Origin of the sequence: Tamlana flava, assembly GCF_041287255.1 — a bacterium.
GTDB lineage: Bacteria > Bacteroidota > Bacteroidia > Flavobacteriales > Flavobacteriaceae > Tamlana > Tamlana flava.
The window spans coordinates 524,222-536,677 of sequence record NZ_JBGGTX010000004.1; the positions used below are offsets into that span (position 1 = coordinate 524,222).

Sequence of the window (12,456 nt, forward strand, 5' to 3'; positions counted from 1 at the left end):
AACTGTTTAAAAAAATAAATTAAGAAAATATTTCTATATTTATAAGAATAAGTAGTTTCGTGATGAAAATTTTTCACCCATGATATTTGATGCATCAGATAAAAAGTTACTAGATTATTTACAATCAGATAGTAAGCAAACAAACAAAGAACTGGCCAATAAATTAGACCTTTCTGTTACAGCGGTTTATGAAAGGATTAAAAAACTTGAAAAGGAAGGCTATATTGATGGCTATACCGTTTTGCTTAACAAGGAAAAAATCGATAAAAACTTCATGGTTTTTTGCCATGTGAAACTATTGCAACACAGTCAAGAATTTGTGGTTAGTTTTGAGAAGGAAGTAAAAAGTTTAAAGGAAGTGCTTGAATGTTATCATATTAGTGGGGACTACGATTACCTTTTGAAAGTATTGGTTAAAGATATGGCTGCTTTTAGGGAATTTATGGTAAAAAAATTGACCACAATCAATCATATCGGGAGTACCCACAGCATGTTTGTAATCAATGCTGTTAAAAACACCACTGTTATCGATTTTTAAATGCAGTCAAACGGTTTTAAAATATTAGAGTTTCTGGTTGCCTTTATTTTAGTTCCGGTTAGCTTCGTTTTTGATTATCCGCATTATTTGAAATTAGCTGTTGGGTTTTTAGGGTTTCTTTATGTTTTGTTTGTTTTGCTAAAAGTTGAAAACGAAAAATTTGAAATTTCAAAAGCCATTGATTGGCCACGATTTTGGAAAGAAACATGTTTAAAATTAATTTTGGTTGGAGTTGTTACTACATTACTTGTTTGGCTAACACAACCAAATGCTCTTTTTTCTGTCCTAGTTCATAAACCTTTCTTATGGTTTTTGTTGCTATTTGTTTATAGTATATTTTCAGTTTATCCTCAAGAATTGATTTATAGAACATTTTTCTTTAAACGGTACAGTCATTTTTTTAAGAATGAAAAGGTGTTGGTTTTTATAAATGCCATAATGTTTTCTTTAGGACATCTGTTTTTTAGAAATGTTTTAGTGATTGTTTTAACATTTTTAGGGGGAGTGCTTTTTGCCTATACGTTCCATAGAACAAAATCAACGTTTTTAGTGTCAATTGAGCATGCTTTATATGGCAGTTGGTTGTTTACGGTTGGCATGGGTGCTATGTTGGGATTTCCAACATGATGTTTATATAAATCTTACATAATGAAATCTTTTTATTATTTTAGGCCAGCTATTCTTAACCATTAAACTATACATTATGAAAAAATTGGGTTACATTATTTTAGGATTTATTATAGGAGCTGTGTTGACCTATTATTTTTGTCCAAGAAATTGTGAGTTGCCGACTCTCGAAACCAAAATTGTTAAGCCTAAAGGTGTAATTTCAGTTGCCGAAGCTAAATCGTTAAATGATAACTGGACAAAATATAGACAAGCAGCGGTCGATTCTGCAGCGAAAAAGCAAGGAAGGGATAAAGATGACCGTTCGGTTTATTGGGATTTAAAAGATGTTGAAGATTATTTAGGTTACGCAAAACATTATTCTGATAGTATAGGGTATGATATGACTGGAATAAGGGTTTATCTTGGAGTTTATGGTCAAAATGCTGGGCAGAGCAAAAAAGATTTAACCACCATGTTTATTGTGCCTACAGGCAAGAAAAACAATTCAACCGCCAGTAGCTTAAAATTAAACTTTGTACAAGGCAATGGTAATCTTCCAACACCCCCATTAAATCAAGGAAGTGGAGGTTCAGGAGATTATTAATAACAGGTTTTGTGATAGAGTTTCTTTTAAGGCATTATTCATTTTCAACCCACACCTTAGAGTTTTTGGCTGCTATTATGGGGTTGTTTTGTTATAAAAAATATAGAAATTCCGTTGTAAAATATTTCATTTGGTTTTTGGTTATTGTTGCCATTTCAGATACTCTATGTTATTATACTTATTTTGTGAACCCCAATCGGGCGCTACGGTTTTTGATAGGCACCAAGTTTGAAAAGAACCATTGGTGGTCTACACTGTATTGGGATGTTGGGGCAATTGTATTCCTTTGTTTTTTTTATTATAAAATTTTAAAAACATCCTTATTCCGTAACATTATAAAAATAACAGGTTATTCGTATTTGATTTTTTCAATTGTTTATATAGGGTTGAATTGGGAACGCTTCTTTTTTCAATTTTTTAAAGTTCTGGATTTGTTGGGGGCGGTCATTGTTTTTATGTGTTCGGTATTTTATTTTATGGAAATTTTATCTAGTGATAAAATCTTGGTATTCTATAAATCAATATACTTTTACATAACTGCCACAATTTTTATTTGGTGGTTAATCATTACGCCAATAACATTTTACGATGTATATTATACCTACGAAGTTGGAAAACCACCTAACGATTTAAACTTTTATAAATTAAGAAGATTGGTTTTTTTATTTGCCAATATTTTTATGTATTTAACTTATACTTTTTCCTTTTTATGGTGCAAACCGGAGAACGATTAGCCAGCACGGCTTCAGAACGCTATTTGTTGATTTATATGATTGCCGTTTTGGTGATTGTAACTGCTTTGGTGGTCATTTTTTTTATTGTCTTTTTAAAGCGAAAGAACAAATTACTACAAGAAAAAATGGAGCAGCAAAGGGCATTCGAAGCAGAAATTGCTCTCGCGCAAACCGAAACCCAAGAGCAAACCTTAAAAAATATTGGTTGGGAACTGCATGATAACGTGGGGCAATTATTGTCGTTTGCCAATATGCAATTAAGTATTTTAAAAATGCAAATGACTGAGGATATCAAAGAGAAATTTAAAGACACCTCGGATGCCTTAAAGGAAGGTTTAGCTGAAGTTAGGGCGCTTTCAAAAACCTTGAACAACGAAGTGGTTTTAAACAATGGTTTTGAAAAATCAATAACAAACGAGTTGAATCGCCTTAAAAAGATGAAATTTGAATCAGCCGAACTTAAGATTATTGGAGAGAAAGTTGATTTTTCACAGAGGAATCATGAAATTATACTTTTTCGGATTCTTCAGGAGTTTTTATCAAATTCGGTTAAATATTCCGAAGCAAAAAATATTGAGGTCACTTTAGATTACCAACCTAATTTATTGTTGATTAAGGCAATAGATGATGGCAAAGGCTTTGATGTTAATGATATAGAAAAAGGCTCGGGACTTATTAACATGAAAAGTAGGGCATCATTGATCAAAGCTGAATTGGATTTAACTTCGCAACCCAATGAAGGTGTAAAGTTATTGCTTATATACCCATTAGTCAATTCATAATTTCAATAAAACATAAAGGCATTTTCTTTTGGGTTTTTAAGTTGGTTTTATTTGCGTTTTGTAATTTTACACACTTTTAATTTACAAAGCTCATGCAAATAACAAAGGAAGAATTTTTGGCAAGAACAAAGGTCATCAGTAAAAATACATTATTGGAAACTTTACAAATTGAGTTTGTGGATTTTGGTGACGACTTCCTTATTGCTAAAATGCCCGTAAACTCTAGAGTACATCAGCCCGATGGCGTGCTTCATGGTGGTGCAACAGTGGCTTTGGCAGAAACGGTTGGTAGTTTTGCAGCCGAACTACTTTTCAATTTAAATGATGTTTTTGTTCGGGGTATAGAAATTTCCGCCAATCATGTAAAAAGTGTTAAAGCTGGTTTTGTATTTGCAAGGGCCAAGATTGTCCACAAGGGAAGAACAACCCAAATTTTTGATATACGGGTTACCGACGAAGCCGATAACCTAATATCACTATGCAAATTAACCACCGTAGCCCTTCCAAAATCGAAATAAACATTAATGACTTCTAAGGATTTTTTCGAGTTTGTTTCAACTCAATACAAAAAGCAATTGCCTTTTGTCGTTTACAGAAAGCCCAACAGGGAAGACGTTAAGGCGATGCTTCAAAAAACGCATGATTTATATTTGATTGAAGATTTTACGCAAAAAGGATTTGTTTTTTCGCCCTTTGATGATATCGAACCTTCAATTTTAATTCCGAAAGAACATTCAGAAATTATTGATGTTTCATCCGTCCCAACAGTGGACGTTGAGGCACGGGAAGCAAAACCATCTTCTGAAGAAAATGGAAAAGAAAACCATGTCAACCTTGTAAAAAAGGGTATTGAAGCCATTTCTGAAGACAAATTCAAAAAAGTGGTGCTTTCCAGAAAAGAAACCGTTCAACTCAAAGAAAGCAATCCCATTGAAATTTTCAGAAGACTTTTAAGTAACTATAAATCGGCGTTTGTGTATTGCTGGTATCATCCTAAAATAGGTATGTGGTTGGGCGCAACACCAGAAACATTGATTAAAATTGAAGGTAGGCAATTCTCCATCATGGCATTGGCCGGAACCCAAAAATATGAAGGTTCGTTGAATGTGCTTTGGCAGGACAAGGAGAAACAGGAACAGCAATATGTAACCGATTTTATTTTAGAGAACCTAAAACCTTCGGTTGAAAGTTTTAATGTCTCTGATGTTGAGTCTGTAAAGGCTGGAAACCTGGTGCATTTGCGGACCATGATTAGTGCACAGTTGAAAAATGGTATTTCGTTAAAAGAAATAATTGATGCACTTCACCCAACACCAGCGGTTTGTGGTTTGCCAAAGGATATTGCAAAGAAATTCATTTTAAAGCATGAAAATTACCACCGTGGTTTTTATACAGGTTATTTGGGCGAACTTAATCTGGATACAACAATTAAACCGCGTTCTGGAAGAAGAAATATTGAGAACAGAGCCTATGCCTTTTCAAAACAAAGTACGCAGCTTTATGTTAATTTGCGTTGCATGCAAATTCAAGACAATCTTGCTATAATTTATGTAGGTGGTGGCATAACCAAAAGCTCAAATCCTCAAAAGGAATGGGAAGAGACCGAGGCAAAATCCTTGGTGATTAAAAACGTTTTATAAGCCTTTCATTTACCCGTCTATTTCTTATTTTTGGTGAATCAAAGTAATTAAATGATTTATCCAAAAATTCCACTGGCTCAAACCATTGTGCAATTATGCAAATTGAAAGGCATCAAGCATATAGTAATTTCCCCAGGAAGCAGAAATGCACCTTTAACCTTAGGTTTCACAAATGACTATTTTTTTAATAGCTACAGTGTTGTGGACGAGCGAAGTGCAGCATTTTTTGCATTGGGCATAGCCCAAAAAGCGCAAAAACCAACTGCTGTGGTTTGTACGTCAGGAAGTGCGCTGTTGAACTATTATCCGGCTGTTTCCGAGGCTTATTACAGCAACATTCCTCTAGTTGTATTTTCCGCCGATAGGCCAAAGCATTTAGTTGGTATTGGTGATGGACAAACCATTAACCAGAAAAATGTTTTTGACAACCATATTTTATATTCTGCAAATTTAAAGCTCGATTTAAAAGATGAAAAGAACGTGCCAGGGCATGAAGAATTACCCATTCTAAAAAATCTTGAAGATAAATTTGAACGACTTTTGGGGCTACAAAAGAACATTCAAACCCATAATGAGGAAGAAATAAACAATGCTATAAATATTTCAATAAACCAAAAAGGGCCTGTTCATATCAACATTCCTTTGGATGAACCATTATATGAAACGGTTGAAAAATTAAGTGTTTCCCCAAAAACAATTGAAAGTCCGCAAAAACAAACCGAGATTGAAGACTACCAACTTCAATCATGTTTTGAGGACTGGAATTCGGCAACAAAAAAAATGATATTGGTCGGCGTTAATTATCCGGATCAAATTGAAAAAAAGTGGTTGGATGAATTGGCTGAGGACGATAGCGTGATAGTCCTTACCGAAACCACTTCAAATTTGCATCACCCAAGTTTTTTCCCGAGTATCGACCAGTTGATTGCACCTTTAACAGATGAAGAGAAAAAAGAACTCCAGCCAGACATATTGGTTACTTTTGGTGGCTTGATTGTTTCAAAAAAGATAAAACAATTATTGCGCAGATTTCAACCAAAACACCACTGGCATATTGATAAAAAATTGGCCTATGACACTTTTTTCTGTTTAGAGAATCATATTGAGGCTACCCCAAACCAATTTTTTGAAGCGTTTTTGCCAAAAGTTACCCATTACGTAAAAAGCACTTATAAAAGCAAATGGACCGATGTCAAGCAATATAGATTAAAAAAGCATAAGGAGTATCTGGAACAAATACCGTTTTCAGACTTTAGCGTATTCAGTAAAGTGCTAAAGTCAATTCCAAATAATTCCATATTGCAAGTAGGTAATAGTTCGGCGATTCGTTACACGCAGCTATTCAAACTTGATAAAAGCCTTGATGTTTATTGTAATAGAGGAACGAGTGGGATAGAGGGAAGTACTTCTACTGCTATTGGCTGTTCAGTGGTCAGTGAGAAACCGGTTGTTTTTATTACGGGTGATTTGAGTTTCCTGTATGACAGTAATGCCCTTTGGAACAATTATATTCCTAATAATTTTAGGGTGATTGTGGTTAATAATCAAGGTGGTGGTATTTTCAGAATCTTGCCAGGCCATAAAAACACGGAGAATTTTGACACCTATTTTGAAACTACCCATAAATATTCGGCTAAACCGCTTTGTGAGATGTATGGTTTAAAATATGAATCTGTATCCGATGAAGAAAGACTAAAATTGGCTTTAAAATCCTTTTACCAAAAAAGCAATAGTCCAAAATTATTGGAAATTTTCACGCCAAAAAGCTTAAATGACGAAATACTCCTAAACTATTTTGATTTCATCAGGTAAATGTGACTTGTGAATATTTTCTGTGTCTTAAAAAATGGTTACCTTTAAATTGGTTATCAATTATTTACTAATATTAAAAATGAAATCATTATGAGTAAAAGAGACGAACTAATTGCTAAGTACGCTGCAGATTTAAAAGAAAAATGTGGTGTTAATGCAGACATGGATTTATTGACCAAAGTAACTATTGGTTGCGGTCCATCAATTTACAATGCCGATTCATCAACGGTTTCAGGTTCAGATGAATCTGAATTAGCAACCGTAAAAAATAACTTTTTGATTAAAAAATTGGGCTTAAAGGATGGTCCGGATTTAGATAAAGGTATTGATGCGGTAATGGAAAAATACGGTAAGTCTAACCGAAATAAGTACAGAGCAGTAGTTTATTATCTTTTAACCAAGCACTTTGGAAAAGAGTCTGCCTATTAGGCTTTAGCGCATAAAATAATTAAAGCGTTGCATTTTTGTAACGCTTTCTTTTTATTGAAGTAGCAACAAGATTTATTTTAAGGTTCTTATGATTATAAAACAAGCTATTGCTACCTTTGCAGCATGATAAAATTAGGGGAAATAAACACAATGGAAATTCTTCGTGAGACAGACCACGGAGTTTATTTAATTGACAAAGATGATGAAGAGGTATTACTTCCTAATCGCTATGTTCCAGAACGTTTTAAAATTTGGGACAAAATGGACGTTTTTGTTTATTTGGATAACGAAGAACGGCCAGTAGCCACAACAGAGAAGCCTTATATTATGAAAGGTGATTTTGCATTGTTGCGATGCAATCAGGTAACAGATTACGGGGCTTTTTTAGACTGGGGCTTGGTTAAGGAACTTTTTTGTCCGTTTAAGGAACAAGCTTTTAAAATGAAACCTGGTGGTTGGTATTTGGTGTATTGCTATTTAGACGAAAAAACCAACAGACTTGTAGCTTCGAGTAAAACAAATCATTTTTTGGACAATAAAAATCTTACTGTTAAACCTTTTGAGGAAGTCGATTTAATTGTATCTCATCCTTCAGAAATTGGAATGAATGTTATAGTCAACAAAAAGCATTCTGGTTTAATTTATAAGGACAATATTTTTAGAGATCTAAGTGTGGGTGACAAATTAAAGGGTATAGTTAAAAAGATTCGTCCGGGTAACAAATTGGATATTTCCATCGGTCAAGTAGGCTACAGAAACATAGAACCAAATGCTGAACGTATATTGAAGGCACTACAAGATAATGGTGGACAGCTTGCTCTTACAGACAAATCTTCACCAGAAGACATTAAGGAAGAGCTTCAAATGAGCAAAAAAAACTTTAAGAAGGCCATAGGAACCTTATACAAGCAACGCAAAGTTGAGCTTAAGCCCGATGGTATTTATTTAATTTAAAGAAAAGTACCCCTTACTTGTTACCTTTTTGTAAACATTTGCAATGGCTTCGTAAATATTGTCATAATCAACTTTTTCTGAGGCACAAAAATCATTTTCCATTTCGGCATTCATTTTACCGGCAAGGTCGTGACCAACAACAGCATGGGCACAAATATTTTTTGCTTGTGTCCTGAAAAATGGAGCGTCCATTAAATTTACTGAGTACGAATTAATTCTATTGGCAATAACGCCGTAAGGCTCTTTTTCACCAAAGAAAGAAACAATTTCATCTATAATGGATGAAGAATTGGTCATATCAAAATGCACCCCCTCGTTAAGTTCTACAACGGCAATATGGTTAAAGAAAAAAATGTTGCCAATATGATTTTTAACAAACTTTAAAATTTGATTTGAATAATCAGATTCCGCTATTTTCATTCAGTTGCAAATTTATACCTACGTTGCACTAGAGGTTAATTTTAAATAAGACTGCAAATATATCATGCAAGCATAGTAAATTAAAGTTAAATGTTTGTTAACTCCTTGATTGCTATATTCCATTTACGATTTCTGGTTTAGCCAATAAAGTTTTTGTAAAGAATGTTATGGCGGTTAACCTTTCAAATTTAGTATTTTAGCCAAATGATAGATCAAGACACCATAGTGGCTTTGGCAACACCATCGGGTGCAGGTGCCATAGCTGTAATTCGTTTGTCTGGAAGCGAGGCTATTGCTATTGCAGATTCATGTTTTAAATCTGTGAAGAGCGCTAAAAAATTGTCTTCCCAAAAAACCCATACCATTCATTTGGGCCATATTGTTGATGCAGATAAAACCATAGATGAGGTTTTGGTTTCCATTTTTAAAAACCCAAATTCATATACAGGGGAGGATGTTGTTGAGATTTCGTGCCATGGCTCAAATTACATCCAACAGGAAATCATGCAATTGTTTTTAAGAAAGGGGTGCAGAATGGCTACCGCTGGTGAATTTACCCTTAGGGCCTTTTTAAATGGCAAATTGGATTTAAGTCAAGCTGAAGCCGTGGCCGATTTAATTGCTAGTGAAAATGAGGCTTCGCATAAAATAGCCATGCAGCAAATGCGAGGGGGTTTTTCATCTGAAATTGCTAAACTGCGCGAACAACTTTTAAATTTTGCATCGCTCATTGAATTGGAATTGGATTTTGCGGAGGAAGATGTTGAATTTGCTGATAGAACCGAATTTAAATCATTAATTGAGCGTATCAGTTTTGTTTTAAAACGTTTGATTGATTCTTTTGCCGTTGGTAATGTTATCAAGAACGGTATTCCCGTGGCTATTGTGGGTGAACCCAATGTTGGGAAATCTACACTTTTAAACGCCCTATTAAATGAGGAACGTGCCATTGTTTCTGAAATTGCAGGCACAACCCGCGATACCATTGAAGATGAGATTTCCATTGGCGGTATTGGTTTTAGGTTTATAGATACGGCAGGAATTAGGGAAACCAAAGATGTTGTGGAAAGTATAGGCATTAAAAAGACATTTGAAAAAATAGACCAAGCCCAAGTGGTCATTTATTTGTTTGATGTAGATGTTATTGCAAATGATAAATTGAAATCACGCAACGTGGCACTGGAAATTGAAAAGATAAAAAATAAATACCCCCAAAAACCTTTAATTATTTTAGGGAATAAGGTGGATAAAATTAATGATTCAGAAGTTGCAAATCTGAAAGCCCAAATACCAGATATTCAATTTCTTTCAGCAAAAACAGGAAGAGGTGTAGAAGAATTGACCCATTCGCTTTTAGATTTAATCAATACCGGAGCACTTCGTAACAACGAAACCATTGTAACCAATACCCGCCATTACGATGCCCTGTTGAAGGCTTTTGAAGAAACACAAAAAGTAAAAGAAGGATTGGAAACAGGTTTGTCGGGCGATTTGTTGGCCATTGATATTCGTCAAGCGTTGTACCATTTTGGTGAAATAACAGGTGAGATTACAAATGATGATCTATTGGGGAATATTTTTGCCAATTTTTGCATCGGGAAGTAACCACCAGTTGGATAAACGTATTAAGTTTATCTACATTAATTTATTTTGTTAAATATACATAATATTCTTACACGTCAGAAGAGTTCTTAACGTAATTGAAACTGCTTTTACCTATTTGGGGTATGTCTCATCTGATTTTCGAAAATATTTTCCAATTACTACAAATACAGGCAACAAAAGCTACAATATATAGTGAAATTTGTGATATGAAATATACATCCTTTTTTTCGACTATTGTAAAAGAGCAAGGACAGCCCCATCTATCAAATGACCAGTTTAGGCGGATGATGAACATTGTACATTTGGAGTCCTATATTGACGCACTGTCCTTTTTGCAAAAAAAAGAAGGTCATAGGCGATATGAGATGCTGATATTCAAAAAGCACAGAAAATTGGTTGAAAATACGGGTAATATAGAGCCGAAGCTATTGATGGAGGAAATGTTTAGATTTTCAAGAATTTAGTTTTTGATAATTCCGCAGAAATGAAAGCACTCGACATACTCATTTGGATTTAGTTCGCCTTGAGCCAATACAAAGCCGAAGCCGTTCCATTTTCCCTTGGAAATACGGTATCCCTTATCAATATCCTGTATCTTTAAATTGTACAGCCCATGAATTGAGGGAATGTGCCATTGTAAATCTTTAAAATTCATAACTTTATAAAGATAAAATAAATCGCTGATGTGTTACGATATAAAAGCAAATTTAGAGACGCAGTTAAAAAGAGCCAGGCAAAGAGGAGATGCCAGTGCAGTAGAGGAAATAATGGAAAGGTTAGTGCCGTATACCGATTTGCCAATCTACCATGCTTCTGGGTTTAGCCATCCAGAACTGCTTATTTATACTGATGAGTCTCCAGATTTCCCATCGGTGGCTACTTGGGGGTTGGTGCCGCATTGGGTGAAGGATGATGAAGGTGTTAAGAAGATTTGGAACAATACCTTGAATGCTAGGGGTGAGACAATTTTTGAGAAGCCATCCTTTCGATATGCTGCCGAACATAATAGATGTTTAATCTACCTAGATGGTTTTTATGAGCACCATCATTACGGTAAGAATACCTATCCCTATTTTATTTATAGGAAGGATGGTAAGCCCATTGTCTTAGCTGGGCTATGGTCGGAATGGAGGCGTGGTAATGGCGGAATCATGAACACATTTACCATTGTTACCACTGAAGGCAACCCCATGATGGCCAGAATACATAACAACCCTAAATTAAAGGGGCCGAGAATGCCACTGATATTGACCGAAGAGGAGGAAGATAAGTGGTTGGCACCCATTGATGAGGACTTGGATAAAGAGGCTGTTATGGAGTTGATAAGGCCGTTTCCAGAAGAAGAATTGACATCCCATACAGTTGCAAAACTTAGGGGCAAGGAGTATTTGGGCAATGTTGAGGAAATCTCAAAGGAGGTGATATATCCTGAACTTAATAGTTTATTTTAATTTATAATTTCCATGGACATCAAAAGGAATTCAGTCAAGTTAGTTTTAAGGTCATATGTATACATAAAATAATAGTTGATTACAATTCTAATTTCACAACATTACTTATTGTTTTCTCTTAATTTGGTTTGCCCTACTAAACATGTCTTACTTAAATATGAAGGTTATTCTATTCTTTTTTATAGATTTGTTACAATCCCTAAGACATAAATATGAATCTCATTTTAGAAGAGATAAGCAAACAGAATAGGCGAGTTTTTAAAAACGTCTTTAATAAGCACTATAAGGAGTTAGTAATTTATGCAAATGGTTATCTTTTTGACCAGCCTTCGAGCGAGGATATTGTGCAAGAAGTTTTTATTTATTTATGGGAGAATGCCAATAAATTGGAAGTGAAAAGGTCTCTTAAAGCATATTTATACACAATGGTTCGAAATAGGTGTATTAACTACTTAAAATCTATTAAGATTACAGATAATTATGAGTTTCTTGAATTTAATATCAATTTAATCACTGAACAAGTTTTTGATTCAACTTCGGAAGAAGATAAAAGGATAGTTTATCATCAGATTTTAAAATTGGTTGACACGTTTCCAGAAGGAATGCAAAAGGTTGTAAAGTTAAAGTTTTTACACAACTATAAGTACTCTGAAATAGCGGATGAGTTGGGAATATCTATAAACACAGTTAAAACGCAACTTAAGCGAGCAAAACTAAAAATTGCCGAATTGGTAACTTCACTATTAATTTTATTGCAAATCAATCATTAAAAGCTAACTTTTTTATCAACTCGATAAATTTTTTCACAATAAATTTTAAAATTCTTTCCTTTTTTTGTCACCCATTTTGAATTTTAATTGTCTCACTAATAGAAAGGC

15 protein-coding genes are annotated in these 12,456 nt (G+C 34.4%); 14 read left to right on the top strand and 1 reads right to left on the bottom strand.

What is annotated here, in order from left to right:
* Window positions 1-79 precede the first annotated feature (79 nt).
* The 10 genes from ACB104_RS14075 (at window position 80) to ACB104_RS14120 (ending at window position 8,102) form a co-directional block, all read left to right on the top strand.
* On the top strand, window positions 80-538 hold the full coding sequence (locus ACB104_RS14075) for an Lrp/AsnC family transcriptional regulator (protein ID WP_370479719.1): 459 nt from the start codon (window positions 80-82) through the stop codon (window positions 536-538).
* On the top strand, window positions 539-1,165 hold the full coding sequence (locus ACB104_RS14080; RefSeq protein ID WP_370479720.1) for a CPBP family glutamic-type intramembrane protease: 627 nt from the start codon (window positions 539-541) through the stop codon (window positions 1,163-1,165).
* 76 nt (window positions 1,166-1,241) lie between these two features.
* Complete coding sequence (locus ACB104_RS14085) at window positions 1,242-1,751, top strand: hypothetical protein (protein ID WP_370479722.1); 510 nt, start codon at window positions 1,242-1,244, stop codon at window positions 1,749-1,751.
* A gap of 11 nt (window positions 1,752-1,762) precedes the next feature.
* Window positions 1,763-2,485: a hypothetical protein gene (locus tag ACB104_RS14090; RefSeq protein ID WP_370479724.1), complete on the top strand. Its 723-nt coding sequence runs from the start codon at window positions 1,763-1,765 to the stop codon at window positions 2,483-2,485.
* The gene (locus ACB104_RS14095) at window positions 2,461-3,267 is read left to right on the top strand and encodes a sensor histidine kinase (protein WP_370479725.1); all 807 of its coding nucleotides are present in this window, start codon (window positions 2,461-2,463) and stop codon (window positions 3,265-3,267) included. Before ACB104_RS14090 ends, ACB104_RS14095 begins: the two co-directional genes overlap by 25 nt.
* A 92-nt stretch (window positions 3,268-3,359) precedes the next feature.
* A complete protein-coding gene (locus ACB104_RS14100) occupies window positions 3,360-3,785 on the top strand; it encodes a hotdog fold thioesterase (protein ID WP_370479727.1) in 426 nt (141 codons plus the stop codon).
* Between the two features lie 6 nt (window positions 3,786-3,791).
* On the top strand, window positions 3,792-4,907 hold the full coding sequence (locus ACB104_RS14105; RefSeq protein WP_370479729.1) for a chorismate-binding protein: 1,116 nt from the start codon (window positions 3,792-3,794) through the stop codon (window positions 4,905-4,907).
* 51 nt (window positions 4,908-4,958) lie between these two features.
* Entirely contained in the window at window positions 4,959-6,719 is a 1,761-nt protein-coding gene (gene menD / locus ACB104_RS14110) for a 2-succinyl-5-enolpyruvyl-6-hydroxy-3-cyclohexene-1-carboxylate synthase (RefSeq protein WP_370479731.1), read from the top strand.
* Window positions 6,720-6,809: 90 nt separating this feature from the next.
* The gene (locus tag ACB104_RS14115) at window positions 6,810-7,148 is read left to right on the top strand and encodes a DUF2853 family protein (protein ID WP_370479733.1); all 339 of its coding nucleotides are present in this window, start codon (window positions 6,810-6,812) and stop codon (window positions 7,146-7,148) included.
* A gap of 123 nt (window positions 7,149-7,271) precedes the next feature.
* Window positions 7,272-8,102, top strand: a complete 831-nt coding sequence (locus tag ACB104_RS14120; protein ID WP_370479734.1) for a CvfB family protein — start codon at window positions 7,272-7,274, stop codon at window positions 8,100-8,102.
* On the opposite strand, the gene ACB104_RS14125 is transcribed toward ACB104_RS14120, so the two are convergent.
* A complete protein-coding gene (locus ACB104_RS14125; RefSeq protein WP_370479736.1) occupies window positions 8,094-8,522 on the bottom strand; it encodes a hypothetical protein in 429 nt (142 codons plus the stop codon). The two genes, ACB104_RS14120 and ACB104_RS14125, sit on opposite strands and share 9 nt — an antisense overlap.
* 204 nt (window positions 8,523-8,726) lie before the next feature.
* Here ACB104_RS14125 and mnmE point away from each other — a divergent pair, with 204 nt between their 5' ends.
* The 4 genes from mnmE to ACB104_RS14145 all read left to right on the top strand — a co-directional run bounded on the left by mnmE (window position 8,727) and on the right by ACB104_RS14145 (window position 12,348).
* Window positions 8,727-10,127, top strand: a complete 1,401-nt coding sequence (mnmE, locus tag ACB104_RS14130) for a tRNA uridine-5-carboxymethylaminomethyl(34) synthesis GTPase MnmE (RefSeq protein ID WP_370479738.1) — start codon at window positions 8,727-8,729, stop codon at window positions 10,125-10,127.
* Between the two features lie 206 nt (window positions 10,128-10,333).
* Window positions 10,334-10,591, top strand: coding sequence for a hypothetical protein (locus tag ACB104_RS14135; RefSeq protein WP_370479739.1), 258 nt, complete (start codon window positions 10,334-10,336; stop codon window positions 10,589-10,591).
* A gap of 219 nt (window positions 10,592-10,810) precedes the next feature.
* Window positions 10,811-11,578 carry an SOS response-associated peptidase gene (locus ACB104_RS14140; protein ID WP_370479741.1) on the top strand — a complete coding sequence of 256 codons (768 nt, stop codon included), beginning with the start codon at window positions 10,811-10,813 and terminating at the stop codon, window positions 11,576-11,578.
* Window positions 11,579-11,790: 212 nt separating this feature from the next.
* Window positions 11,791-12,348 (top strand): RNA polymerase sigma factor, encoded by a 558-nt coding sequence (locus ACB104_RS14145; RefSeq protein ID WP_370479743.1) that lies wholly within the window; start codon window positions 11,791-11,793, stop codon window positions 12,346-12,348.
* Window positions 12,349-12,456 lie beyond the last annotated feature (108 nt).

What these genes read in the sequence shown, in the direction of transcription:
- ACB104_RS14075 (WP_370479719.1), top strand. Translation starts at nt 80, where the DNA reads ATGATATTTGATGCATCAGATAAAAAGTTACTAGATTATTTACAATCA.
- ACB104_RS14080 (WP_370479720.1), top strand. Translation starts at nt 539, where the DNA reads ATGCAGTCAAACGGTTTTAAAATATTAGAGTTTCTGGTTGCCTTTATT.
- ACB104_RS14085 (WP_370479722.1), top strand. Translation starts at nt 1,242, where the DNA reads ATGAAAAAATTGGGTTACATTATTTTAGGATTTATTATAGGAGCTGTG.
- ACB104_RS14095 (WP_370479725.1), top strand. Translation starts at nt 2,461, where the DNA reads ATGGTGCAAACCGGAGAACGATTAGCCAGCACGGCTTCAGAACGCTAT.
- ACB104_RS14100 (WP_370479727.1), top strand. Translation starts at nt 3,360, where the DNA reads ATGCAAATAACAAAGGAAGAATTTTTGGCAAGAACAAAGGTCATCAGT.
- ACB104_RS14105 (WP_370479729.1), top strand. Translation starts at nt 3,792, where the DNA reads ATGACTTCTAAGGATTTTTTCGAGTTTGTTTCAACTCAATACAAAAAG.
- menD (WP_370479731.1), top strand. Translation starts at nt 4,959, where the DNA reads ATGATTTATCCAAAAATTCCACTGGCTCAAACCATTGTGCAATTATGC.
- ACB104_RS14115 (WP_370479733.1), top strand. Translation starts at nt 6,810, where the DNA reads ATGAGTAAAAGAGACGAACTAATTGCTAAGTACGCTGCAGATTTAAAA.
- ACB104_RS14120 (WP_370479734.1), top strand. Translation starts at nt 7,272, where the DNA reads ATGATAAAATTAGGGGAAATAAACACAATGGAAATTCTTCGTGAGACA.
- ACB104_RS14125 (WP_370479736.1), bottom strand. Translation starts at nt 8,522, where the DNA reads ATGAAAATAGCGGAATCTGATTATTCAAATCAAATTTTAAAGTTTGTT.
- mnmE (WP_370479738.1), top strand. Translation starts at nt 8,727, where the DNA reads ATGATAGATCAAGACACCATAGTGGCTTTGGCAACACCATCGGGTGCA.
- ACB104_RS14135 (WP_370479739.1), top strand. Translation starts at nt 10,334, where the DNA reads ATGAAATATACATCCTTTTTTTCGACTATTGTAAAAGAGCAAGGACAG.
- ACB104_RS14140 (WP_370479741.1), top strand. Translation starts at nt 10,811, where the DNA reads ATGTGTTACGATATAAAAGCAAATTTAGAGACGCAGTTAAAAAGAGCC.
- ACB104_RS14145 (WP_370479743.1), top strand. Translation starts at nt 11,791, where the DNA reads ATGAATCTCATTTTAGAAGAGATAAGCAAACAGAATAGGCGAGTTTTT.